24 protein-coding genes and 1 tRNA gene are annotated in these 22,444 nt (G+C 57.5%); 12 read left to right on the top strand and 13 right to left on the bottom strand.

Annotated elements, in window-relative coordinates:
- Window positions 1-9: 9 nt before the first annotated feature.
- A complete protein-coding gene (locus tag EDY99_RS14470) occupies window positions 10-1,239 on the bottom strand; it encodes an OFA family MFS transporter (RefSeq protein WP_033643939.1) in 1,230 nt (409 codons plus the stop codon).
- A gap of 396 nt (window positions 1,240-1,635) precedes the next feature.
- Between EDY99_RS14470 and EDY99_RS14465 the strand changes: the two genes are divergently transcribed.
- The gene (locus tag EDY99_RS14465) at window positions 1,636-1,968 is read left to right on the top strand and encodes a DUF2502 domain-containing protein (RefSeq protein WP_123061865.1); all 333 of its coding nucleotides are present in this window, start codon (window positions 1,636-1,638) and stop codon (window positions 1,966-1,968) included.
- Window positions 1,969-1,972: 4 nt separating this feature from the next.
- Here the strand turns inward: EDY99_RS14465 and EDY99_RS14460 are convergent, their stop codons facing one another.
- From EDY99_RS14460 to EDY99_RS14450, 3 genes are all read right to left on the bottom strand, one after another.
- A complete protein-coding gene (locus tag EDY99_RS14460) occupies window positions 1,973-2,707 on the bottom strand; it encodes a LytTR family DNA-binding domain-containing protein (protein WP_025303751.1) in 735 nt (244 codons plus the stop codon).
- Window positions 2,704-4,395, bottom strand: coding sequence for a sensor histidine kinase (locus EDY99_RS14455; protein ID WP_025303750.1), 1,692 nt, complete (start codon window positions 4,393-4,395; stop codon window positions 2,704-2,706). The genes EDY99_RS14460 and EDY99_RS14455 overlap by 4 nt, the downstream gene beginning before the upstream one ends.
- 92 nt (window positions 4,396-4,487) lie before the next feature.
- Window positions 4,488-5,732, bottom strand: a complete 1,245-nt coding sequence (locus EDY99_RS14450; protein WP_042785138.1) for a DUF1479 domain-containing protein — start codon at window positions 5,730-5,732, stop codon at window positions 4,488-4,490.
- 168 nt (window positions 5,733-5,900) lie between these two features.
- Here EDY99_RS14450 and EDY99_RS14445 point away from each other — a divergent pair, with 168 nt between their 5' ends.
- The 3 genes from EDY99_RS14445 (at window position 5,901) to EDY99_RS14435 (ending at window position 8,426) form a co-directional block, all read left to right on the top strand.
- Entirely contained in the window at window positions 5,901-6,440 is a 540-nt protein-coding gene (locus EDY99_RS14445) for a GNAT family N-acetyltransferase (protein WP_033643935.1), read from the top strand.
- A 119-nt stretch (window positions 6,441-6,559) separates the two neighbouring features.
- On the top strand, window positions 6,560-7,789 hold the full coding sequence (gene alaC / locus EDY99_RS14440) for an alanine transaminase (RefSeq protein WP_033643934.1): 1,230 nt from the start codon (window positions 6,560-6,562) through the stop codon (window positions 7,787-7,789).
- A gap of 112 nt (window positions 7,790-7,901) precedes the next feature.
- Window positions 7,902-8,426 (top strand): cytochrome b, encoded by a 525-nt coding sequence (locus EDY99_RS14435; protein WP_033643933.1) that lies wholly within the window; start codon window positions 7,902-7,904, stop codon window positions 8,424-8,426.
- Window positions 8,427-8,484: 58 nt separating this feature from the next.
- Here the strand turns inward: EDY99_RS14435 and ypdK are convergent, their stop codons facing one another.
- The 3 genes from ypdK to EDY99_RS14420 all read right to left on the bottom strand — a co-directional run bounded on the left by ypdK (window position 8,485) and on the right by EDY99_RS14420 (window position 10,091).
- A complete protein-coding gene (ypdK, locus tag EDY99_RS14430) occupies window positions 8,485-8,559 on the bottom strand; it encodes a membrane protein YpdK (RefSeq protein ID WP_099782600.1) in 75 nt (24 codons plus the stop codon).
- A 558-nt stretch (window positions 8,560-9,117) separates the two neighbouring features.
- Entirely contained in the window at window positions 9,118-9,555 is a 438-nt protein-coding gene (locus EDY99_RS14425; RefSeq protein ID WP_033651988.1) for an antitoxin HicB, read from the bottom strand.
- Between the two features lie 83 nt (window positions 9,556-9,638).
- On the bottom strand, window positions 9,639-10,091 hold the full coding sequence (locus tag EDY99_RS14420) for a DUF805 domain-containing protein (RefSeq protein WP_047574204.1): 453 nt from the start codon (window positions 10,089-10,091) through the stop codon (window positions 9,639-9,641).
- A gap of 279 nt (window positions 10,092-10,370) precedes the next feature.
- On the opposite strand from EDY99_RS14420, the gene mltB reads away from it, so the two are divergent.
- Window positions 10,371-11,459 (top strand): lytic murein transglycosylase B, encoded by a 1,089-nt coding sequence (gene mltB / locus EDY99_RS14415; protein WP_046687577.1) that lies wholly within the window; start codon window positions 10,371-10,373, stop codon window positions 11,457-11,459.
- A 57-nt stretch (window positions 11,460-11,516) separates the two neighbouring features.
- Here mltB and EDY99_RS14410 read toward each other — a convergent pair whose 3' ends face one another.
- Window positions 11,517-12,668 carry a porin gene (locus tag EDY99_RS14410; protein WP_033632458.1) on the bottom strand — a complete coding sequence of 384 codons (1,152 nt, stop codon included), beginning with the start codon at window positions 12,666-12,668 and terminating at the stop codon, window positions 11,517-11,519.
- A 397-nt stretch (window positions 12,669-13,065) separates the two neighbouring features.
- Between EDY99_RS14410 and EDY99_RS14405 the strand changes: the two genes are divergently transcribed.
- Genes EDY99_RS14405 through EDY99_RS14395 form a run of 3 tightly spaced genes read left to right on the top strand, consistent with a single transcriptional unit; the run spans window position 13,066 to window position 14,632 of the window.
- Window positions 13,066-13,356: a hypothetical protein gene (locus EDY99_RS14405; RefSeq protein WP_033643929.1), complete on the top strand. Its 291-nt coding sequence runs from the start codon at window positions 13,066-13,068 to the stop codon at window positions 13,354-13,356.
- A gap of 46 nt (window positions 13,357-13,402) precedes the next feature.
- Complete coding sequence (locus tag EDY99_RS14400; RefSeq protein WP_046687576.1) at window positions 13,403-14,326, top strand: DMT family transporter; 924 nt, start codon at window positions 13,403-13,405, stop codon at window positions 14,324-14,326.
- A 3-nt stretch (window positions 14,327-14,329) separates the two neighbouring features.
- Window positions 14,330-14,632 carry a hypothetical protein gene (locus EDY99_RS14395; protein WP_042785132.1) on the top strand — a complete coding sequence of 101 codons (303 nt, stop codon included), beginning with the start codon at window positions 14,330-14,332 and terminating at the stop codon, window positions 14,630-14,632.
- Window positions 14,633-14,643: 11 nt separating this feature from the next.
- On the opposite strand, the gene dsdC is transcribed toward EDY99_RS14395, so the two are convergent.
- From dsdC to EDY99_RS14380, 3 genes are all read right to left on the bottom strand, one after another.
- Window positions 14,644-15,573, bottom strand: coding sequence for a DNA-binding transcriptional regulator DsdC (dsdC, locus tag EDY99_RS14390; protein ID WP_033651984.1), 930 nt, complete (start codon window positions 15,571-15,573; stop codon window positions 14,644-14,646).
- Window positions 15,574-16,026: 453 nt separating this feature from the next.
- Entirely contained in the window at window positions 16,027-16,278 is a 252-nt protein-coding gene (locus EDY99_RS14385) for a CsbD family protein (RefSeq protein ID WP_033643925.1), read from the bottom strand.
- A 134-nt stretch (window positions 16,279-16,412) separates the two neighbouring features.
- On the bottom strand, window positions 16,413-17,909 hold the full coding sequence (locus EDY99_RS14380; protein ID WP_046687575.1) for a PAS domain S-box protein: 1,497 nt from the start codon (window positions 17,907-17,909) through the stop codon (window positions 16,413-16,415).
- 227 nt (window positions 17,910-18,136) lie between these two features.
- Between EDY99_RS14380 and EDY99_RS14375 the strand changes: the two genes are divergently transcribed.
- The 4 genes from EDY99_RS14375 (at window position 18,137) to EDY99_RS14360 (ending at window position 21,093) form a co-directional block, all read left to right on the top strand.
- Window positions 18,137-19,108: a hypothetical protein gene (locus EDY99_RS14375; protein WP_046896279.1), complete on the top strand. Its 972-nt coding sequence runs from the start codon at window positions 18,137-18,139 to the stop codon at window positions 19,106-19,108.
- 1 nt (window position 19,109) lies between these two features.
- Window positions 19,110-19,331 carry a hypothetical protein gene (locus EDY99_RS14370; RefSeq protein WP_033643922.1) on the top strand — a complete coding sequence of 74 codons (222 nt, stop codon included), beginning with the start codon at window positions 19,110-19,112 and terminating at the stop codon, window positions 19,329-19,331.
- Between the two features lie 699 nt (window positions 19,332-20,030).
- A complete protein-coding gene (locus tag EDY99_RS14365) occupies window positions 20,031-20,831 on the top strand; it encodes a helix-turn-helix domain-containing protein (RefSeq protein WP_089197288.1) in 801 nt (266 codons plus the stop codon).
- Between the two features lie 19 nt (window positions 20,832-20,850).
- Window positions 20,851-21,093, top strand: coding sequence for a hypothetical protein (locus EDY99_RS14360; RefSeq protein ID WP_089197287.1), 243 nt, complete (start codon window positions 20,851-20,853; stop codon window positions 21,091-21,093).
- A gap of 71 nt (window positions 21,094-21,164) precedes the next feature.
- Here the strand turns inward: EDY99_RS14360 and EDY99_RS14355 are convergent.
- Window positions 21,165-21,239, bottom strand: a tRNA-Arg gene (locus EDY99_RS14355).
- 129 nt (window positions 21,240-21,368) lie between these two features.
- Window positions 21,369-22,295: a formate/nitrite transporter family protein gene (locus tag EDY99_RS14350; RefSeq protein ID WP_123061864.1), complete on the bottom strand. Its 927-nt coding sequence runs from the start codon at window positions 22,293-22,295 to the stop codon at window positions 21,369-21,371.
- Window positions 22,296-22,444: the final 149 nt, after the last annotated feature.

Here is a 22,444-nt window from a genome sequence, read left to right as displayed (position 1 = left end):
CGTGGGGTATCAGGCTTTGGCCAGCTCTGCCGCCTGTGCCGTTTCTTCGCTTTCCACTTCCACGGCTTTCGGCGCTTTGATGAACAGCGTAATCAGCAAGGAGGCGGCGGACAGAACGCCAATCACCATGAAGGTGGCGTGGAAGCCGCCGAAGTATTTGGCGACGAACGAACCGGCCAGCGCGCCCAGGCCGAAGCCCTGGTAGATGATGCCGTAGTTCTTGCTGTGGTTTTTCAGACCGAAGAAGTCGCCGACAATCGCCGGGAACACGGTGATGTTGCCGCCGAAGCAGAAGGCCACCGCGCCGACGCAGATGAAGAACAGCGTGTGGTTCAGGGTCATGAAGCTCAGGGCGACAATCGCCAGCACGGTAACCAGCATGGTGAAGCTGATGACGCGCATACGGCCCACTTTATCGGACAGCGTCCCCAGGATGATGCGGCCGGCGGTGTTAAAGATGGCGACGGCGGACACGGTGTTGGCGGCGGTGGCCAAGTCCATCCCGGCCAGTTGAACGCCCATGTCTTTCACGATGCCAATCAGATACAGACCGCTCATGCAGGCGGCAAAGAAGATGGTGAACAGCAGGTAGGCTTCTTTGGTGGCCAGCATCTGGCGCACGCTGAAGTCGTTGCCCAGGCCGTTGGCGCCTGGCTGTGCGGCGTTGGTCGCCAGCACCGGCTCTTTCAGCAGCAGGGAGCCGACGACGATCAGGCCCATCACGATGGCACCCCAGTAGAAGAAGGCGCCGGAAACGCCGACGTCGGCGATCAGGGCGGCGTTGACGTATTTGAACAGCAGGCTGCCGCTGCCGAAGGCGCCGACGGAGATGCCGGAAATCAGGCCTTTGTTGGCTGGGAACCATTTGATCAGGTTGGACAGGGTGGAGATGTAGGCGATACCGACCGCAAAGCCCACCACCACGCCGGCCAGCAGGTAGATCATGTCGAGCGAGCTGACGTGGGCGCTGGCGATAAGGCCCAGGCCGACCAGGATGCCGGAGCACAGCGTCAGGTTGCGGATGCCGAAGCGTTCTTGCAGCTTACCGGCGAACAGCGTGGCGAAGGCCAGGAAGAAGCTGGTGATGGAGAAGGTGGTGGCGACGTCCGCCAGCCCCCAGTGGAACTTGTCGACCAGCGGCTGGTTGAACAGGCTCCAGGTGTAGATGGTGCCCAGACCCATCTGACAGATGATGGTGCCGAGAACGATTAAGCTGCGATTTGCCGGTTTGGTGTTCATGGCCGGTCTCCTTCCTGTGTGTGCGTTGCCGGGCGTGAGCCGTTGGCTGAAATTTGCGGGGTGAATCAGCGTTCCCGCGGTATGGGCTTATTATATGGCCGGCCCCTGCGGCGGGCGGCGGATCGGGAATGAGTTGCACGACGGAAGGAATGAAATGCATTTTATGCGGCGTGAGTTGCCGTTTTTGCGCCTGAAAGCCCGTGAAATGCCGGGGGTGACACGTGATCTACATCAAAGATATCAACGATTTATTGTTAATCTCCGGTGAACGATTGTGGTGGAATTGTGAAGGATGCGTCTGAAAGGCGTAAATCGGCATTGCGCCTATAGAGCGGCGGTGAGCGCGGGGCTATGTTATCTGCGATCGGACAAGGTCCGCTCTGCAGGAGCCATGAAATGAAAAAAACGCTGTTGTTACTGGCTGCGCTGCTGGCGCTGCCGCTGGCGAGCCAGGCCGACGTCTCCATCGGCGTGAACGTGCCTGGCCTGTCGTTGCATATCGGCGATCGCGACAATCGCGGCCATTACTGGGACGGCTATCGCTGGCGCGATCCGCGCTGGTGGGCCGATCACCGCCGGTATGAACGCCCGCGCGGGGACTATTACGGCCCGCCGCCCCGGGTGATTTACTACGGGCCGCCGCGGCGCGACTGGCGCGACCGGCCGCATTACCGCATGCCGCCACCGCCGCCGCCGGGGTATTACTACCGTCCGGGCCCGCGCTGGTAAGCGCTTACAGGCGCATCAGCTTGCGGAACTCTTTCACCTTGCTGCGGCTGACCGGCACTTCAAACTCGAGATCGCTCAGCCGCAGAATGTAGGTATTGTTGAACCAGGGCACGATCTCGCGGATCTTCGCCAGGTTAACGCAGTAAGAGCGGTGGCAGCGGAAGAAATGCTCTTCCGGCAGCCGGCCGTAAAACTCGGTGATGTTCATCGGCATCACGAACTCTTCCCGGCGGGTATAGACCCGCGTCACCTTTTCATCGGCGGCGGCGTAATAGATGTCGTTGATGTCGGTAACGATAATCCGCTCGTCTTTGATCAGGTTGATGCTGTGGCTGCCGCGGCTCGGCGCGCTGGCCGGCTCCGTCGCGCCGGCGGGGCGATGATGCAGCGCCTCCAGCTTTTGCAGCATGGTGACGATGCGCGCCTCGTGATAGGGCTTGAGGATATAGTCGAACGCTTCGATCTCGAACGCTTCCACCGCGTGCTCTTTATAGGCGGTGATGAACACGATAGACGGGCGATGCGCGAATTTGCTGATGTTTTGCGCCAGCAACACGCCGTCCAGCGACGGGATGTTGATGTCGAGGAAAATGGCGTCGACCTGGTGGGTCTGCAGGTATTTGAGGACGTCGAGGCCATCTTCGAAGGTGGCGACGATATCGATATTGCTGTGTTTCTTGATCAGGTAGCTGAGTTCTTCCTGCGCGAGGAATTCGTCTTCCACGATAATGGCTTTCATGAGGCCTCCCCGACCGGCGGCGCGCTCGGCTCCTGATGCAGCTTGCCGCCGTTTTTGCTGATGTAGAACGCGATTTCGGTGCCCGGCTCCAGGCGGCGGATATGCAGCCCTTCACCGTACAACAGCGACACGCGGTGGTGTACGTTGAGCAGGCCGATATTGTGGCCCGGCATCTCGTTGCGCGCCACTCGATCGATGGTTTCCTGATTGATGCCGTGGCCGGTATCCTTCACCGATATTTTCACCCGGTCGCCCTGATCTTTCACTGCGATCACCACTACCCCTTTGCCCTTGCAGGGCTGGATGCCGTGCACGATGGCGTTCTCCACCAGCGGCTGGATCAGCAGACTCGGAATGCGCACCGAGACGTCGTCGTCGATGTCGTAAATCACCGTCAGCTTGGCGCCGAAACGCGCCTGTTCGATGGCGATGTAATCCTGGATCTGATGCAGTTCCTTGCGGATATCGATCAGTTCGTCGTTCAGCTCCAGGTTGTAGCGCAGGTAGCGCGACAGGTTGATGATCAGCTGGCGCGCGGTGTCCGGATTCAGGCGGATGGAGGAAGAGATGGCGTTCAGCGCGTTGAACAGGAAGTGCGGGTTAATCTTGCTCTGCAGCGCGCGCATTTCGGCTTTATCCGCCATCTGACGCAGGTGCTCGATGCGCGAAACCTCCATCTGGGTGGAGATGATCTGCGACAGCCCGACCGCCATCACCTTCAGCGTGTTGGTGATCTGGTGAGCGTGGCAGTAGTAAATTTTCAGCGCGCCGGTCACTTCGCCTTTTTCCCACAGCGGCACCACCAGCTGCGAATGGATCTGCGGCGCGGCCGGGTTTTCCAGGTTGTTTTTGATGATGATTTTGCCGTGGCGAATGCTTTCGCGAGTGACGCGGCTCAGCCCTTCGCGGCCGATCGGGTAGGCTTCGCGCCCTACGCCGACGTAAGCCAGCACCTGATGGGTATCGGTGATCGCCACCGCGTCGGCGCGGATATCCTGGCGGATGATATCGCAGATGGTGGCCAGCGATTCGCTGTTGATGTTGCGGAAATAGGGCAGCGTCTTGTGGGCGATATCCAGCGCCAGCTTGGCCTGGCGCGCGGCGATCACTTCTTTCTCATCCTCGACGCTCTGCACCAGCAGCACGATCAGGCCGATGCACACCGTGCCGAGGATCATCGGCAGGGCGATCTGCGACACGATGTCCAGCCCGAGCTCGGTCGGCTTGGCCCACAGCACGATCAGCAGCATGGTGAGGGATTCGCACAGCATGCCGCCGACGATGCCGGCACGCCAGCGCTGCTCTTTTTTCACCTTGAGGTTGATGTAACCGGCGCTGATGCCGGCGATGATGCTGGTGATAAGGCAGGGCACCGAGGTGATGCCGCCGATGTCGATCAGATAACGGTGCACCCCGGCGATGATGCCGGTGACGATCCCCACCCAGGGGCCGAACAGGATGCCGCCGGCCATGATGGCGATGACGCGCACGTTGACCAGCGAGCCCTCAACGTTGATGCCGGAGTAGGTGCTGAACAGCGCGAACAGCGAGAAGATTGCCGTGACGATGCCGAGCTCAAGCGGCGTATGGTCTTCTTTTTGCAGCAGTTGGCGGAACAGACGGGTGCGGGTCAGGAAAAACAGACAGATCAACATCAGCGCGGCGCGATCAAACACCGCCAACAGCATTTCAAAAAAAGGGTGCACGACGGGTTCTCGCTGCGGCCTACGGATGACGGCAGTATACCACAGCGAGAGAGGCCCGTGGCTGGGGGCGGCGGTCAGCGCATCCCGAGCTGCGCTTTGCCCAGCGGCGTCAGCAGCTCGACGGTGGCGCGGCCCTCGAAATCGACCTCGAAATCGTCGGGGGCGAAGTCCGGCGGCGTTCTGCCGTCGATAAAGCTCGGCAGCTGGCGCTGCAGATAAGCGTCGTTTTTCTCGCAGCCCGGCGCGGCGGCGATGTACATCACGTTGCTGTCGAACTCGCCGTTATGTTCGTTCTCCACCGCGTGGATCACATCGCAGTGCCAAAAGACCGTGTCGCCCGGCTCCAGATCGGGAATAGGGGAAATCCCGCTTAATAAAAGGGGATGCCATTTTTCCGAGATCGACAGCGCGCGGCCCGGCGCCGCATCGCACAGATCGTCATCGGCGACGTCGTCCTGCAGCGCGCGCAGCAACACATAGGCCATGGCGTTGGCGATCGGCACCAGGTTCAGCGTGCCGGCGTTGGTGCGCTGTGGCGTCAGCGCCGTCCAGCCCTGGAAGGTGCGAAACATCGAGCAGACCGCCGGGGAGGCTATCTCGCGCACCTCGGTGCGGCCGTCGGCGGCGAAGGGATCGTACTGCTGCCAGTCGCCGGAGAAGACGTGGCGATACACATAGCGGAAGTTCTCGTCCAGCCAGCGCTCGATGGTGCCGCTGTCGACGTGCGGCGACAGGCCCAGCGACGAGGAGTTCGGCGGGCGGCGGCGGGTGCGATCGGCGTAGGTGGCGACGCGAGTCGGATCGAAATGCTGTTTGCCGTTGCTTTCGGTGGCCCACAGGCTGTTGAGGAACACCTGCACCGCATGCATGCGCGCGTCCTGCCGCGCTTCAACCTGCGGTTTTGACCAATAGATGCCGTAGATCTGTGGCTTGCTGGCGGCCAGCTTGCCGAAATAGTTGTCTTCGGCGGCGTTCTTCAATCGCTCGACGAAGTTGTTGCGATCGAGATAATCGCCGATTTCTCGGTTCCAGCCCTCGGCTTTGGCGCGCGGAAACACCCCGCGAATAGCGCAGGCGCCGCGTTGTTTGATCAGCGCTTTTTGTTGTTCAGTGACGCGCTGCTGCAGGATATCTTCCGCGTCAATTTGCGGCACCGGGTTGTGGCCGGCGGCCAGTTCGCGGCGAATCTGTTCGACCTGGCCGCGGATGTTCTCTTCCAGCGCCTGGAATACGTCGCGATAGTTGGGCAATGCCTGGCGCAGCTGACGCTTGACGTTAACGATCGCCTGCGGAATATCGTCGATGACTAAAGAGGCCATGGTGTTCTCCTGATGCCGCGTGGGTAACGGCGGCGGGCAGTTGTAGGGAATCGGGCAAGACGTTATGGTTTTGTGGTTTTAACGTAAATGATTATCGGCAACCAATCGGGGAAAATAAAGAGATATCTTTCATTCGTAAGTTCCTCTTTTTCGTTTTTCGGAGATTTTATGAAGCTGGTCACTGAACGACTGCAGTTACAGTCGATAACCGCCGAGGATTGGCCGCTGTTTCTGCGCCTGTACCAAGATCCCGAGGTGATCCGTTACATCTCCGATCCGCGCAGCGAAGCGGAGATCCGCGCACGGTTCGAGGAGCGCCTGCCGGTCTGGGACAAACACGGCGACCAGTGGCTGTGCCTGGTGATGCGTGAGAAGCACAGCGGAGAGGCGGTGGGCATTACCGGCTTTCGCCCGCACTGGGCGCCGTATCGGCAGGCGGAAGTGGGATACGGGAGTTTGCCTTCCGGGCAGGGCAAGGGCTATGGCAAGGAGTCGCTGCGGGCGGTGCTGGATTTTGCGGTGAACGCCTGCGGTTTTCACAAGCTGACCGCCACCGTAACCGCCGGTAACGTCGCCTCGCGCGGCCTGTTGGAGTCGTGTGGTTTCCAGCTGGAGGGCACGCTGCGCGACAACTACCGTCTGGCGGATCAGTGGTGCGACGACTGGCTGTTCGGGCTGCTGGCGGCGGAGTTTCAGAGCGCTAAATAAAAATATCGCGCAGGGTATCGACAAGCTCGTCGGCGCTGCGCTATGTTCGATATTCGGTCAGTTCGCTGGCCAGCGTCGCTCGGACGGTCCGGGCGCTAACGTCTATCGAGGAATCTCCTATGGCTGATAACAGTCCACAGCGCCGTTTCACGCGCATTGAACGCCTTCCCCCTTACGTATTCAACATCACCGCCGAACTGAAGATGGCCGCACGCCGTCGCGGCGAGGATATTATCGACTTCAGCATGGGTAACCCCGACGGCCCGACGCCGCCGCACATCGTGGAAAAACTGTGCGCCGTCGCCCAGCGCGACGACACCCACGGTTATTCCACCTCGCGCGGCATTCCGCGCCTGCGCCGCGCCATTTCGCGCTGGTATGCCGATCGTTATCAGGTGGATATCGATCCGGAAAGCGAAGCCATCGTCACTATCGGTTCGAAAGAGGGGCTGGCGCACCTGATGCTGGCGACCCTCGATCACGGCGATACCGTGCTGGTGCCGAACCCCAGTTACCCGATCCACATTTACGGCGCGGTGATCGCCGGCGCTCAGGTGCGCTCGGTGCCGCTGGTGGACGGCGTGGATTTCTTCGGCGAGCTGGAGCGCGCCATTCGCGAAACCATTCCGCGCCCGAAAATGATGATCCTCGGCTTCCCGTCCAACCCGACCGCGCAGTGCGTGGAGCTGGATTTCTTCGAGCGGGTGGTGGCGCTGGCCAAGCAGTACAACGTGCTGGTGATCCACGATCTGGCCTATGCCGATATCGTCTATGACGGCTGGAAAGCGCCGTCGATCATGCAGGTGCCGGGGGCGAAAGACATTGCGGTGGAGTTCTTCACCCTGTCGAAAAGCTACAACATGGCCGGCTGGCGCATCGGTTTCATGGTCGGCAATCCCGAACTGGTCAGCGCGTTGGCGCGCATCAAGAGCTATCACGACTACGGGACCTTTACGCCGCTGCAGGTGGCGGCCATCGCCGCGCTGGAAGGCGATCAGCAGTGCGTGCGCGATATCGCCGAGCAGTATCGGCAGCGCCGCAACGTGTTGGTGAAAGGGCTGCACGAGGCCGGCTGGATGGTGGAAAACCCGAAGGCGTCGATGTACGTCTGGGCGAAAATTCCCGAACCTTATGCCCATCTCGGTTCGCTGGAGTTCGCCAAACGCCTGCTGGCGGAAGCCAAGGTTTGCGTTTCGCCGGGCATCGGCTTCGGCGACTATGGCGATACCCATGTGCGCTTCGCTCTGATCGAAAATCAGGATCGTATTCGCCAGGCGGTGCGCGGCATCAAGGCCATGTTCCGCGCGGACGGGTTGCTGATGCCGGGCAAAGGCGGCGGCGCCAAATAATCCTGTCAGGCCGGACGTTTGTTCGGCCTTATTTTTTCCCGTCCCAAGGTTTTCTTCATTATTTCCCCATTATGCTCGACTACGCTGAATTTTATTTTTTTGGATAGAGTGTATGAGCAACCGCTATGCGCGATCGCAAATCGTTTTACATTGGTTGACGCTGCTGATGGTGATCCTCACCTACGCGGCGATGTTGCTGAAGGATTCGGTGCCGGAGGCGTGGGCGCCGCTGGTCAAAAATCTGCACTTTAATTTTGGGGCTTCGGTTTTTGCCCTGATGCTGATTCGGCTGGCGGTGCGCACCCTCCACGCGACGCCGCCGACCACGCCGCCGCTGGAGGAATGGCAGGAAGTGGGCGCCAAGATCTTCCATTGGCTGCTGTACGTGGTATTCCTGATGCTGCCGCTGCTGGGCGTGTTAACCCTGGCCTACGGCGGGAAATCGTGGACTTTACTGGGGTGGCCGGTACCGCAATGGGTGACGCCGGATCCGGTGATGCGCAAGCTGGTTAAAACGGTTCATGAGACGCTGGCGAATATCGGCTACTTTATCATTGGCGCGCATGCGCTGGCGGCGCTGTATCACCACTACCTGCGCAAGGACGACACCCTGCGCCGCATGATGCCGGGCAAATAACGGCGAACGACGGAAACGACAAAGGGACGCTCGCGCGTCCCTTTGGCTGTGTTCCCGGTCAGGCAACCATCAACATGAAGGTGCCAACCCAGGCAACCAGCATGAATGACACGCCCATCAAAAAATATTTCACTGAACAACTCCTGTCTGGAGTCCTCGCCAGCAATGATCCCGATTGTTGTGCTGAGTGTTTTATGGGCAACCTGTTTGTCGGGCGGGTTCTTCCAAACGAAAGAACAACGTCCTCGCGCGCGGGTTGTCCGGTTGTCGCGCCTCATGCTCCGTGAGGTAAAATCCGAACCGCGACAGGATCGGCGCTAATGTACTCTCAATACTGGTCTGATTTCAATACTGTGTTTTTGATCACAATTTTTGGCTGTTTTTTGAACAGGACGCGCTGTTTTATAACGCTTTTTATCGGCGGGCGACAGGAACTAGCCCGCCGTGGTGGGCTGTAAAATAAGGGATGAAGCAATGCAGCGGCAGGCGCTCAGGCGACGGCGTTGATGCCGGTCGCCAGAATGACCCAAAAAACGAGACAAGACAGCAGAATAACGGCCCAAATATGACGGCGACTCCACTCCATTTTTAGCCTTCGTTGTTGCGACAGAGGATTAGGTAACGATCACATCGGCGCGAATGGAGGAAAATTTAGCCCCTGCGGATAATATTTTGCTTACCTGTTGCTAACTTATTGGCAAACTTCACTTATTGTCACGCGCACGTCGTAGCCCAACAGATACAGCGCCTGCTCCAACGCTTCCACCTTCGAGGCGTAACCGATATCCAGCAACCGCTCCATTTGCCCGCCGTTGAAACCCAGCTTGCGCGCCAGCGCCGCTTTACCGGTGTTTTTGCGCAGCATGGCGTTGTGCAGTTCGATTTTCAGCGCCACCAGCGCCGGCAGGTGTACCCTCAACTCATCGGCTTGCAGAGGGGAAGGGGCGGGCAGGGGCAAACCTTCATCCATCGTGGCGGCGATGGCGGCCAACAGGCTTTCCTGCGCCTCCAGTTCGATGTCTTCGCGTTTATAGCAGGCGGTTTGCCACTCGGGGAAGTCACGAAAACCGATCTGCCAGGCGTCGCTGTCGCGATCGAAGGCGTAATGGGCGAAGTAATGGCTGAACATGGCGATCCCTGATTAAAACCTGAATGAGGCGCTATTGTGACGGCACGGCCGGCGGATAGCCATAGCCTTGAGCGGAATGGCGCTCAATCAGTCTGTTCACGCGGCTTGCGTCGCAGCCCGTCGGGCGGCAACAGCAGGGCGCAGAGCATGACTGCCAGACTGAACAGCGGCAGCCAGCGCGCTACCGGGCCGGGGGAGTAGTTGTTGAGCACCGAGCAAACATAGCACGCGACGGCCAACGCCCAACCGGGCAGGCCGATATCGTTGAGTCGGAACGCGGTTTTGGCCATGAACCACGTGACCAGGCCGAAACAGAACAACGCCCACACCATAATGCACAGCAGATACAGCAGCACCGAGACGAATTCGGCGCCGTCGCCGTGCGCGTGGGCGCGAAAATGGTTTTTATCCAGATAGGTCGACAGAAACGACAGCAGCACGATACCGATGGCGAAGATCGCCAGCGAGAAAATAAACGGTTTGCGCGAGATGCGCCCACGGTACAGGTCTTTGGCGAGTTGTCCGAGAGATTCCATCACAGTCCATTGTCGTGATCATTGCGGCGATAGCCGGGTGGCAAGCAGTCGGGCATTTTATCGGGGCAAACGTGGGCGTCAAGGTGATAACTTTTCTCATTTAGTTGCGGTTGAGATTCAGCGCGGCCGCACCGGGCGTTCTTTGCCCGTGCAAAACGTCACAATTTGGCACGTTTGGCTACCTGACGCGGTCATTGGCGGCATAATCCTGTTTGTTCGCGTTGAACAATGCATTAACATAACTCCCACTTATCTCTTGCATGGCTATATGGATATCCGATGCGTCACCTGGTTGCGCTTTTACCGCTGATTACCTTGCTTGCTGCCTGTAGCAGCACGCCGAAACCCAGTACCACCGCTACGCCGCAGAGCACCCCGGTAAAGGGCGGCTTTTTGCTGAGCCCGGCGCACAGCGGCGCGCCGCTGGGTGGGGATTTCGCCAATAACCCGAATACCGCGCGCTTTATCGAGAAGATGGTGCAGGAACACGGTTTTGACCGGCAGCAGCTGCACGACGTGCTGGCGCAGGCTCGGCGATTGGATTCGGTGCTGCGGTTGATGGACAGGCAGGCGCCGACGCCGTCTACCCAGGGGCCAACCGGGCCGAATGGCTCCTGGCTGCGCTACCGCAACAAGTTCATCACCCCGGATAACGTGCAAAACGGCGTAGTGTTCTGGAATCAATATCAGGATGCGCTGCAGCGCGCCTGGCAGGTGTACGGCGTGCCGCCGGAGATTATCGTGGGGATTATCGGCGTGGAAACCCGTTGGGGCCGCGTAATGGGTAAAACCCGCATTATCGATGCGCTGGCGACGCTGGCCTTCGACTACCCGCGCCGCGCCGATTACTTCGCCGGTGAGCTGGAAACCTTCTTGCTGATGTCGCGCACCGAAGGCGACGATCCGCTCGAGTTGCGCGGTTCCTTCGCCGGTGCGATGGGCTACGGGCAGTTCATGCCTTCTTCCTTCAAAAGCTATGCGGTCGATTTCAACGGCGATGGGCATATCAACCTGTGGGATCCGGTCGATGCCATCGGCAGCGTGGCCAATTACTTCAAAGCGCACGGCTGGTCCAAAGGCGAGCCGGTCGCCATTCAGGCCAACGGCCAGGCGCCGGGGTTGGAAAACGGCTTCAAGACGCGCTACTCGGTCGCCGCGCTGGCCGAAGCCGGCTTGAGCCCGCAGGGTTCGCTTGGTGATAACCAAGAGGCCAGCCTGCTGCGGCTGGATGTCGGCACCGGCTACCAGTATTGGTACGGTCTGCCGAACTTCTACGTCATCACCCGCTATAACCACAGCACCCATTACGCCATGGCGGTATGGCAACTGGGCGAAGCGGTCGGGCGCTCGGCGCGCGGCGGCTTCTGACGCTGTGTCAATAAACGAAAAAGGCCGCTTGCGCGGCCTTTTTTGCATTCTGAGCAATCAGAAATCGTAGCGCAGACGCACCACGGTCATATCGCCGAGGTTATCGGTGCTCGATGTTAGCACGTGCTCCACGTCAACGCGGAAACCGTAGTCAAACTGTACGGTCACCCCGAGGCCGTTATCGATGCGCTGGTAGTTGCGGCCGGTGATGTATTCCAGGCGGTCGCCCATGAAGTACGGCATCACCGATTTCACCGCGTACTGACCTACCGGCACGGTATAACCGGCCAGGTATTCGATACCCCACGCATCGCCGGCGAAGTAATTATTGACGTCGGCTTTCTTGGTGGTCAGGAAGTCGTTGTAGTAACCGCCGCCGAAGGTCAGGGTCCAGTTGTCCGGTTTCCAGCTGATGGCGGTGCCGAAAATGTTCTGATCGTAGCTTTTGCTGCCGCTGGTGGACGGGTTGCGCATTTCGGCGCGGGTGTAGTTCCAGGCGGTGCCCCAGGTCAGATCCGGCGTAATGTGGTAATCCACGCCCAGAGAGCCGCCGCCTTTGCGCTTGTAGCGCAGGCCGTTGCCCGGCAGGTAGTCGCTGTCGCTGAACAGGTACGAAGCGTAAACGTCCGCATCGCCGAAGCGGTTCTTGTACTTCAGCATTTTGCGTGAACGGTAAGAGCCGTCGTAGTCGCCGTTAATGCCGTTGCCCGGCGCCTGGGCCAGCATGTCGTAGTCCCAAATATCAGTCTTGGCGCCCACCACGTCATAATAAACGCTGTTCTGCTGACCGAAGGTCATCTGGCCCCAGGTGTTGCTTTTCAGGCCGGTGTACAGCATGCGGCGGCTGGTGTTTCTCGCGCCGTCGGCATAGTGATGATCCCAGTCAAACAGCGCCGGAATGTTCACGCCCAGCTCGTAGTAGCTGATCCAGCTGATATCGTCGAACAGATAGTAGTCCGCCGCGAAACGGAAGCGGGTGCCGCCGTCGAAGCCGTTACGCTTGTACGAGCCCTTGTCACCGTCGCCCGTCATGTTGTTGAACTGCGGACGAATACTGCCGCCAACGGTGAAGTTCAGGCGGCTGAGCGGATCGCCGGCCTGTGGATCTTGCTTCAGCAGGGTGATTTCCGCCTGAGCGGCGAACGACGCGCTGCCGATCGCCAGACCCAGCGCCACCGCTTGAGTCATTACGCGCAATTTCATTGCCATGTGTTATCCCTGTTTTAGGTATGACCGCCCTCATCAGCGCCGCCATGCCGATGTTTTGCGCAGAAAGCTGCGTTTTTGCGCATTTTGACGGTTTTTTTTGGTGTTTTAGCGGCGGGCGGCATTTGTAGCATAAACGGTGAAATAAATAATTACTTTTCTTGCTAATTATTGGCCGGTTTTTGACCATTTCGTGCGGTGAAAGTGGCCGCTCTGCCTCTCTCTCCACTCGGATGAATTCATTTAACGCCAAGGTTTATATTTTTCATTTGTCAGTCACCAACCCCAGCCTGTAATTTCAGCCATGCAAGAGATAATTAATTCCAGCCTGTCACCGCCGTATTAACGTGAGGCATTTTTGCGTAATCGGTTGGCAGGAATAAGCGATTGGGAGGTCGCCATGAGAAACCTGTTAATGTTGTTGGTGGGGCTGTTTTCATTACCGGCGATGGCGGCGGAGTCGCACGTCTGCCATTCTCAAGCTTATGATTATGCAGAGGTTAGTAAGCTAAGGTTGTCTGACGACACTCTGTTTTTCTGCCGCGGCGTGGGGCGCCTGACGATCCCGGAATTGGCGCGAAAAGGCTGGAAGGTGATTCACCTGGCGCAGCAAACTGAATATACCGACTCCGTCGACAGCGATGGCGAAGTTATTAAGCTTTATCAGGAAATCGTGGTGTATAAAGAATAACGCGACGGCAGCCTGTGATTATTTCAACGGCGGCGGGAACCCTATTATGAATGCAAGAATCGGTATCGACGGCAGGGCTGCCGCCGCCATGGTGATGCTATGCGCCATTTGGGGGATGCAGCAGGTGGCGATCAAGGCCGCTGAACCGGATGTGTCGGCGGTGCTGCAAATTGCCATTCGCTCCGGTCTTGCCGCGCTGGGGGTTTACCTGCTGGCGCGCTGCCGCGGCGAGTGCTTCACCTGGGATCGTGCCACGCTGAGCGCCGGTTTGAGCGTAGGGGCATTGTTCGCGCTGGAGTTCTTTTTTGTCTCCGAAGGGCTGCGCTATACCAGCGCTTCGCATATGGCGGTGTTTTTGTATACCGCGCCGCTGTTTTCCGCTCTCGGCCTGCATTTTCTGATTCGCCAGGAACGCCTGTCGTCGGTGCAGTGGCTTGGCATGCTCATCGCCTTTGGCGGCGTGGTGTTGGCCATATCGGGCATGGCTGAGGGCAGCGGCGCTGCAGCTCGGTTGAAGGGCGATCTTTACGGTCTGCTGGCGGGGATCGCCTGGGGCGGTTCTACGCTGGTGATCCGTACCACGCGTCTGGCGGAGTGCCCGGCTAAACAGACGCTGCTGTTCCAGTTGACGGGCGCCTGCGTGCTGCTGTCGTTGCTGGCGATAGCGTCGGGCAATTTGCACGTCGTTCTGAGCCGGGTGGCCTGGAGTAGCCTGCTGTTCCAAACGGTGATCGTGTCGTTTTTCAGTTACCTGATCTGGTTTTCACTGTTGCGTCGTTATCAGGCGTCCTCGCTGGGCATTCTCACCTTTATGACGCCGGTATTCGGCATCCTGGCCGGCGTCGTCATGCTCGGCGAGCCGCTGCAAATTGAGTTTGTATTGGGTGCCGTGCTGATCGTGCTGGGGTTAATCGTGGTGAGTTGTTCATATCTTATTTATTTTGACCGTAGGGTGGCACCAAAAATATAAATTATGGATGTTGATGTACAGAATTACCAAATAAGCTGCGAAAGCCAATTCATTATTCAGATGCAAATATCCCGCTATGCCTGGGGCGTGCCGTTGATTACGCTCAGCGATAACGGTGACTTTACCGTGATAAGAAGCCGAGGTTGGTCGAAATTGGCTAACGGGATGCCGCTGGAGGTTTATTACTTTGCCAATAATTCCCTGCTGACCTGGGATAAAAATCGCAAATATATCTCTTATTCAAAGGCCGGCCGGCTCTATGCCTGCGCGTTGCATTTTTCTTATTCTCCCAAAGTATGGCGATAACCCTCTGGCCATCAGACCAGAGGGGATATTTTCATTATCCACTGCTTAAACGCGAGGATCTTCGGCCACTGCCGCTCGGAGATGGTCGAGGTAAAATAGCAGTGTTCGCAGGGCACGGTCATATCGGCGAACGGAATGATCAGCTCGCCGCTTTTGATCCAGTCCTGCACCAGATTAAGCCGCCCCATGGCGACGCCAAGGTGCCGCGTAGCGGCCAGCACCGCGAGATCGGAACGGTCGAACTCCATACTTTTACTGTCGGTATCCAGCCCCAGCGCAAAGTGTTGTGACCAGGTTTGCCACTCATCTTCGCCGGAGTTGTAGCGATCGTGCAGCAGCGTACAGTGAGCCAGGTTTTCCGGCGCATCATACAGATTGTGTGCGGCGGCGTACTGCGGCGTGCAGATCGGCACCATCGATTCCTGCATAAAGGCTTCTTCCAGATGCCGCCCCGAGCGCAGTTTGCCGAAGTACATCGCCAGATCCACGCCGCGGTTGGCCAGGTTGATGATTTCCTGCCCGGTCAGAATGTTGAGGTGAATGGTGGGGTGCTGGGCGATAAAATCGCCGATGCGCGGCAGCAGCAGACATTGCACCAGGGACGGGTGCGAGTAGAGGGTCAAGGTCCCCGTCAACTCGCGATTTTTGATGTCCAGGATTTCCTGATTCAAGGTGTTGAAGGAGCTGTCCAGCGCCCATTGCATGCGCTCGCCCTCCGGCGTCAGCGTAATTCTGCGATGAAAGCGTTGGAATAGCAGAAACCCCAATTCCTTTTCGAGCAAATTAATGCGGTGGCTCACGGCGCTGGGGGTGATCGACAATTCTTGTGCCGCCAGCGCAAAAGATAAATGACGGGCGACGCATTCGAAAGTATGCAGCCTGGAAAATTGATAGCTGGTCAGCGGGGTCGCCCGCTGCGAATGTTTTTTACTGGGGAACATGCTATTTCTCCGTGCGCATAATCCGGCAATATTAACATTTAATGGCTCGAGGGATAAACCCAGCCTGATTGATATATTCGGTTTTTATGCCGAGGGATTTCGTTATGTTGAGGGTAAATTAACTTACTGGCATAACAAGCGGAAATAACAGGCGCTGGGGGCGTTGATTGAGAGGGCGATGATAATCAGCAATAGGATGAATATAATAAAAGAGGTGCCGTTAAGCCGCGAGTAAAGGCGGTGTGCGACAGCCTGAACGATAAAGGCTCATGTTCCATGCGGGATATAACGGTTTCGCCATAATAATCCGTGGCATGGCGACGCAGAGCACGCGTTAAGCCCGGATGCCAACGAGAGGGAGGCAGCAATCCCCCGCCTGGCCAAAGAACCGTGCCCGGTGGCTGCCCACCGGACACGGCATTCAGGGAAAAGCGGTTTGCTCGTCGGCGCCCATCAACGGCGACGCAGCAGCAGGCCGGCCAACAGACCTGCGCCGGCAACGAGTGCCAACGCGGCGAGGGGATTTTTCTTCATCATGCTGCCGGCGCAGCTCAGGGCGTCGCCGTATTTTTCTTGCAGCGCGCCCACTGCCTGGCGCGTGACGCCTTCGGCCTGCCAACGTTCGTTGCCGCTGACGTCGCCCGCGATTTCCTGCGCTTTGCCCGCCACTTTTTCCATCATGCCATTGGCTTTTTCGCTGTTCATTATGATGCGCTCCTTAGGTTCGATCCGTTTGGCGTTCGCACAGGGCGAAAGCCTGCATTTGCACCGCCATGTTATGCACTTCACTCGGTGCTCATAAGGGGCGTTTGCATCGGTATGGCTAGTGCATTTGCAGGCTACTTGCCATTCATCGAGGCTGGTCCGCCGGTAAACAGCCCGCGTTCTCTGGCCCATACGATGGCTTCGCTGCGGCTGTGCACGCCGAGTTTGGAATAGACCGTCGCGACATGATTGCGAATGGTGTTGAGCGCCAGATTGAGGCGCGCCGCGATTTTCTTGTCCGGCAGTCCCTCGCAGATCAAACCCAGCACATCGCGCTCGCGCGGGGTGAGATCGTTGGCGGCAAACCCGGTCTGGTTGGACCGATTGATGCTTTTCACATTAGCCAGTTTTTCGATCAGGGTTTGGCTAAACCACGAGGCGTCCTGCATCACTTCCTCGATGGCGTTCACCAGCTCCAGCTCCGAGCGCTTGCGTTCGGTAATGTCCATGAGCACCAACAGATAGCAGGGCGCATTATGGATGCTGACGGCATCCGCCGAGGCCACGCAGTCGATTAACTCGCTCCCTTTCTTGCGCACCCGGATGTCCATCCCTTCGACATTGCCGGTTTTTTCCAGGGCGGCAAACAAACGGCTGCCCGCCTCGGGATCGTCAAAAACCGGGATCTCGTCGACCGATTTGCCGACCAAGGCTTCGGCGTCGCATTCGATGGCGCGGACGAAGGCTTCGTTAACATCCAGCACGCGCCGCCCGTCTGCGGTGCACACCAGCGTTGGCACCGGGCTCAGGCGGAAAGATTTGGCGAACCGCTCTTCACTTTCTCGCAGCGCCGATTCAGCCTGGCGCCGGGGTTCGAGATCGGTAAACGTGAACAGCATGCAGTCGTCTTCATTGATGTCCAACGGTTGACCGGCAACCACCACCAGCTTGCTGCCTCCATCGGGCAGTTTCAGCTCGGCCTCCATCTGCGGAATGGTGGCGCCTTCCCCCAGGCGCTGCACGGCCAGCTCTTTATGCTCGGCCTGTTGCAGGACGTCCAGTTCATAAACCGAACGCCCCAAGACCTGTTCACGTTGGTAACCGGTCATATCAAGGAACCCTTGATTGACCTTGACGTAGCGCAGATCGCTGAGCCGACAGATGACCGCCGGCGCCGGATTGGCGTTAAAGGTTTTTTCAAAGCGCTGTTCGGCGCTGGCCCACTCCGTCGCGTCGCTCATGATCAGCGCCAGCAGCTCCGGCTGCCCCTGCGGATCGGTGACGATCAGGCTCCGCAGGCGGTGCACCCAGAAACTGTCCGGATCGTCGACCTGGCGAACTTCCACCACCACATCGGTGAAGGTCTCGCCATCGGCAACCCGGTTCAAAGGGTACTGCTCCAAAGCCAGCGGATGGTTGTTGCGATAGCGCAGGGCAAAACGCGCCGCGTACTCGCCGGCATTGGCCCCCAGGGCTTGCTGGTGGCTCACGCCATGCATGGCTAACGCGGCCTCGTTGGCCCATAGCAGAGTTTGATCGGTATCCGTCAGGATCACGCCGTCGGACAAGCCGGAGATGATTTGCTGCAGGTGGCCGCGGTTGGTTTCGCTGGCCAAGACGGATTGGCTCATGTGTTCTCCGCTAGACAGAAGGGGAGCGGCCTCTCTATGGGCCGCGGGTTACGCTACTCGCTGAGCAGCTTAGTGCATAACGTGCGTATTCGCAGGGTGTGAATGCACCAGGCGTTCTGGTGCAAATGAACCGGGACGGCCGATGATGTCGCGCGGCAGACTGAATTTGTCTGCGCGGTTTTCTGCCGTGTCTGCAATCACTTGTCCAGAAAATATAAGGAACAACGATGACCACTGTCTATGAATCAAATCGCTTTGCGTTTCAGGTGTCATGGGGCTCGATATTGGCCGGGAGTGCCGTGGCGCTGGTGACTTATCTGATATTCAGCGTGCTGGGGACGGCGATCGGCGCCCAGGCCGTGGATATGATGCAAAAGGGCAACCCGCTGAGCGGATTTGGCACCGGCACTGGGATCTGGCTGCTGGTTTCAACGCTGGCGTCGCTGGCCGCGGGCGCATTCGTCGCCGGCCGCACCGCGCCGAATCGCGGTGGCTTGCATGGCCTGCTGAGCTGGGCGATCACCACCTTGCTGACTACCTGGTTGATGGTGTCACTGGCGAGCGGCGTGGTGGGGCTGGCTGGCAACGCGGTTGGCAAAGGGCTCTCGCTGGCGGGCAGCGGCCTGGCGGCGGCGGCGCCAAGCGTGGGCGACAGCCTGAAGCAACAGTTGGATAAAAAGGGCATCAGCCTCGACTGGGGAAACCTGGAAAGCCAGTTGAACGCAACGCTTAAGCAGAGCGGTAAGCCGGAGCTGGATCCGGCTCGGTTGGAGCAGAAAGCCAATCGGGCGGCCGCCGACGGCAAGCAGTCGGCGGTGGATGCCGCGGCCGATCCGGCGCAGGCCGCCACCGAGCTTAAGCAGTGGTTCGAGCGCGTTAAGCAGTCCGGTGAGCCGACGTTGAGCGCCGCCGATAAGGACGCGCTGGTGAATATTGTTGCGGCACGCACCGGCAAGAGCCGTGATGAAGCGAGCCAAATCGTCGATAACTACGCCCAGGCTTATCAGCAGGCGGTGCAGAAGGTGGAAAAACTCAAGGCCGAGGCCGAGCAGAAAGCGCGTGAAGCGGCTGATGAAGCGGCCAAGCAACTCTCTCGCGCCGCGTGGGGCTCACTGCTGATACTGCTGCTGGGCGCTGCGTTGAGCGCCGGCGTGGGGCGAATTGCCGAGTCAACCCGCCGTACCGTCACGGTGAGTTGAGATGGGCAAAAACCTGTCGTGCATCTCGCTGAATTATCGAAAAGTGGCGGGAGCGTCTGCGCCCGTACTGGTCATCGATTTTTGCAACGAGAACAACGAGCGCTACACCTTGCGCTATAACTTGCCGCCGGATACCCCGGAACGGACCGAGCGACGGGTGTCCTTGCTGCTGTATCTGTTGCGTAAGCACAGAGCGGCAGAGATCGACAACCTGACGGACTAATCCGCTCATTGGATGAAAAGCCCAGCTTTGCGTGCTGGGCTTTTTTTTGAGGAGCGGGCGGTTACGGTAACAAACTATGGCGCGTATCGGCTTGGCGCTTGACGGCGGAGAGGCTGGCGCGGTGCGGGAGCATCAATGCCCCCGGGACGGGAAGGCAATATATGACCTCTAACATGATTTGTTGATGCATCCGCTTTTTCTGTGCAGGGAAAGATAAAAAAGAAACTCACTGTTGCGACACGTGATTATTAAGCCTGATGTTCAGGCTTTGCGTTTATTCCTCTCAGCTTCCTTAGCCACGGCTCAGGCTTTACCCATTAGCTGCAATAAGTGTTATCAACAATCAAGGCTATAAAATGCGATTTAATTTCTGATGATGAAATTCCTATTCGGCCATGCAATTGATGCGATAAAAAACACTTTAAGATAAAAAATTTAACAGAAAGTGTGATTCTCAGTGGCGGCGCAAGTGCTCCTTCAATAGATGCACTTTGTGCCGTTAAATTTTGTTTTTCTATTTTCTTGTGGGTGGATTTATATAACATGATCATTTTCAGTTATTTATATAATGACCTCTTGGAGGGTGTGAGAATAAAAAGAAGAGGGCGTGATTTTTTAGGATTAATCTTAATGACTTAATTTCTTCGCTTAACGATTTTAATGAAAAGGATACGGCTTTTATAAATGCAAGGAGCGCACATGGATTACAGGAGAGATATTCTTTTACAAGTGTTGGAGTATATGGAAAAGAATATTGTGGAGGGGCTTTCGGTTGAGAAGGTTTCAATTATCTCGGGTTACTCTAAATGGCATTTACAGCGGTTGTTTAAGCATTATTTTGGCATTACGCTCGGGACGTATATCAGGAATAGAAAGCTGAGCCGATCGGCTGTCTTGCTCAAACAGCATCAAGGGAACATATTGGATGTCGCCTTGGCATCGGGGTTTGCCTCTCAGCAATGCTACACCCGGGCATTCAAACGTTTCTTTGGCGAAACGCCCAACAGCTTTAGAAACAGCCGGGGATGGGATTTTTCCACGCAGATCCCCCCGTACGGCAACGATAATAAACCCTATTTCTATCATACGGTCATGCCGGATGACATCGAGATGCTGAAGCATTACAAAACATTAATTTTCCATTCTATAAGGAAATACAGAGATGCCAATGATATTGCGCAGACTAATGAGAAACGGCTAAGCAAAAATTGGGGGGCATATAATGTAGAGAAAAGCAGGGGGAATAAATGCCATGCCAACGGCAAGGATCAGGCGGTTTTTCACTCCATCTTCAACTTCTATATCCCAATGGGCAAATATATTGTTATTCCCTTTATGGGCGAGTTGCCTGAGTACGTTAATTTTTTTGAGGGGATATATGATGCTTACTTGCCGGCCATCAACGTCAAAATGAGGGAAAGCTTCTTCATCGAGCTATATAGAGATGAAAATTCAAACAGTAAAGTTATCAATGTCGATATACTTATTCCTGTGACGTAGTGATGGAAAAGGAGACGTCATGAATAGAGAAAATCGCCCCGATTCGATGAATAAACGGCACCACGCACTCCTGCTACTGTATTTAAGGCTGTCTGCCTTTGGCCGAATCATCGTCGCCGGTTTAGGAAAACGGGCCATTCAATTCATGCTGGCATTTATTCTGTTCATGTTTTCAGGAAATGCGATGGCCAATAATCGGGAACATCAGCCAATCGTGTTGGCAGGAATGACCTGGATGGCGTGCCTGCACCCGCAGGGATGAAATTAGGGCTGAATAAGGGATTGGAGCAGGGTCCGCGGGCGGTCGATGCGCATTGGCTCGATAAGGAAAAATGGCGTCCCCGACTGGAATCGAACCAGTAACTAGCCCTTAGGAGGGGCTTGTTATATCCGTTTAACTACGGGGACGCTGCGGACCGGCAACCGAAGCTGCCGGGGCATTATACCTTTTTTTACCCGCAGAATAAGCGCTTAGCGGCGCGTTTGCTCAATACCTCGCCAGTTCGCGCCGAAATTTCCTCGGCTAACCGACGGCGATCACGGTTTTTCCCTACCGTGGCGCCGTTTTTCCTCTTGCCGGCGCGCCGCCCGGTTTTTGGCGCTCAAATCGTTGCGGATCTGCGCGTGGCTGATTAGCGCAAAGATAAAGGTGCCGCCGATGATGTTGCCCGCCAGCGTCGGCAGGGCGAATGGGTAAACGAATGCTTGCCATCCCATCGCGCCGTTGAACACCAGATACAGGATCTCTACCGAACCGACCACGATATGGGTCAGATCGCAAATCGCCACCAGGTAGGTCATCAGCACGATCACCCAAATTTTCGCTGCACCGGCGGCCGGGATCATCCACACCATGGTGGCGATGATCCAGCCGGCCAGGATGCCGTTGGCGAACATCTCTCCCGGCGTATGGCGTATGACCTCTTCGCCCAGGCTGATGAAGGCGCGGCGCGTTTCGGCGTCGAACAGCGGCATATGGGTAAACGCCAGCGCCGCCAGCCCGGTGCCGATCAGGTTGCCGAGCAGCACCACGCCCCACAGGCGCAGTAGGATAAGCAGGTTGCGCGGCGTGGGTTTATGCATGATGGGCAATACCGCCGTGACGGTGTTTTCGGTAAACAGCTGCTGGCGCGCCATGATGACAATGATAAAACCGAAGGTGTAGCCGAGGTTCTCAATGAAAAAGCGGCTGGGATCGTCCGGCAGGCGGGCATGGAAAATGCCTTTTGCCGCCAGCGAGGCGCCCATCGACAACCCGGCGGCGATCGCCGACCACAGCAGCGCCAGCCCGTCGCGCTCCAGCTCTTTTTCGCCTTCCATCCGGATCTGCTCATGCACCGCCGCCGCGCGCGAAGGCAAATTTTCTTCCCTGACTTCGATTTCGCGTTTGCCCTGTTCCTGCTCTTCGCTCTCTACCTGCATTGTCTCATCCGGCTCGTGCTCCTGGCGTGGCTGTTCGTTCATGCTGTCGCTCCTGCTCAATAAGGGTGAGTTCACGTCATTAAGCGTAGTTGCCCGGTCTAAATGCGGCGAAATACAGAAAAAGGTAACAAGAGTTAAAATCCGCCGATTTTTTCCACGCATTCTTGATCCTGCTCGCCATATTGGCCCCT

Source organism: Serratia sp. LS-1 (assembly GCF_003719595.1).
Taxonomy (GTDB): Bacteria; Pseudomonadota; Gammaproteobacteria; order Enterobacterales; family Enterobacteriaceae; genus Serratia; species Serratia ureilytica.
This window is presented reverse-complemented; position numbering and strand designations above follow the sequence as displayed.

Excerpts from the sequence above, each read along its gene's own strand:
- EDY99_RS14470 (WP_033643939.1), bottom strand. The coding sequence starts at position 1,239 with ATGAACACCAAACCGGCAAATCGCAGCTTAATCGTTCTCGGCACCATC.
- EDY99_RS14380 (WP_046687575.1), bottom strand. The coding sequence starts at position 17,909 with ATGAGCCAATCCGTCTTGGCCAGCGAAACCAACCGCGGCCACCTGCAG.
- EDY99_RS14395 (WP_042785132.1), top strand. The coding sequence starts at position 14,330 with ATGGATGTTGATGTACAGAATTACCAAATAAGCTGCGAAAGCCAATTC.
- EDY99_RS14410 (WP_033632458.1), bottom strand. The coding sequence starts at position 12,668 with ATGGCAATGAAATTGCGCGTAATGACTCAAGCGGTGGCGCTGGGTCTG.
- EDY99_RS14445 (WP_033643935.1), top strand. The coding sequence starts at position 5,901 with ATGAAGCTGGTCACTGAACGACTGCAGTTACAGTCGATAACCGCCGAG.
- alaC (WP_033643934.1), top strand. The coding sequence starts at position 6,560 with ATGGCTGATAACAGTCCACAGCGCCGTTTCACGCGCATTGAACGCCTT.
- mltB (WP_046687577.1), top strand. The coding sequence starts at position 10,371 with ATGCGTCACCTGGTTGCGCTTTTACCGCTGATTACCTTGCTTGCTGCC.
- EDY99_RS14455 (WP_025303750.1), bottom strand. The coding sequence starts at position 4,395 with ATGCTGTTGGCGGTGTTTGATCGCGCCGCGCTGATGTTGATCTGTCTG.
- dsdC (WP_033651984.1), bottom strand. The coding sequence starts at position 15,573 with ATGTTCCCCAGTAAAAAACATTCGCAGCGGGCGACCCCGCTGACCAGC.
- EDY99_RS14460 (WP_025303751.1), bottom strand. The coding sequence starts at position 2,707 with ATGAAAGCCATTATCGTGGAAGACGAATTCCTCGCGCAGGAAGAACTC.
- EDY99_RS14420 (WP_047574204.1), bottom strand. The coding sequence starts at position 10,091 with ATGGAATCTCTCGGACAACTCGCCAAAGACCTGTACCGTGGGCGCATC.
- EDY99_RS14450 (WP_042785138.1), bottom strand. The coding sequence starts at position 5,732 with ATGGCCTCTTTAGTCATCGACGATATTCCGCAGGCGATCGTTAACGTC.
- EDY99_RS14400 (WP_046687576.1), top strand. The coding sequence starts at position 13,403 with ATGAATGCAAGAATCGGTATCGACGGCAGGGCTGCCGCCGCCATGGTG.
- EDY99_RS14375 (WP_046896279.1), top strand. The coding sequence starts at position 18,137 with ATGACCACTGTCTATGAATCAAATCGCTTTGCGTTTCAGGTGTCATGG.
- EDY99_RS14365 (WP_089197288.1), top strand. The coding sequence starts at position 20,031 with ATGGATTACAGGAGAGATATTCTTTTACAAGTGTTGGAGTATATGGAA.
- EDY99_RS14405 (WP_033643929.1), top strand. The coding sequence starts at position 13,066 with ATGAGAAACCTGTTAATGTTGTTGGTGGGGCTGTTTTCATTACCGGCG.
- EDY99_RS14370 (WP_033643922.1), top strand. The coding sequence starts at position 19,110 with ATGGGCAAAAACCTGTCGTGCATCTCGCTGAATTATCGAAAAGTGGCG.
- EDY99_RS14360 (WP_089197287.1), top strand. The coding sequence starts at position 20,851 with ATGAATAGAGAAAATCGCCCCGATTCGATGAATAAACGGCACCACGCA.
- EDY99_RS14435 (WP_033643933.1), top strand. The coding sequence starts at position 7,902 with ATGAGCAACCGCTATGCGCGATCGCAAATCGTTTTACATTGGTTGACG.
- EDY99_RS14425 (WP_033651988.1), bottom strand. The coding sequence starts at position 9,555 with ATGTTCAGCCATTACTTCGCCCATTACGCCTTCGATCGCGACAGCGAC.
- EDY99_RS14385 (WP_033643925.1), bottom strand. The coding sequence starts at position 16,278 with ATGAACAGCGAAAAAGCCAATGGCATGATGGAAAAAGTGGCGGGCAAA.
- EDY99_RS14350 (WP_123061864.1), bottom strand. The coding sequence starts at position 22,295 with ATGAACGAACAGCCACGCCAGGAGCACGAGCCGGATGAGACAATGCAG.
- EDY99_RS14465 (WP_123061865.1), top strand. The coding sequence starts at position 1,636 with ATGAAAAAAACGCTGTTGTTACTGGCTGCGCTGCTGGCGCTGCCGCTG.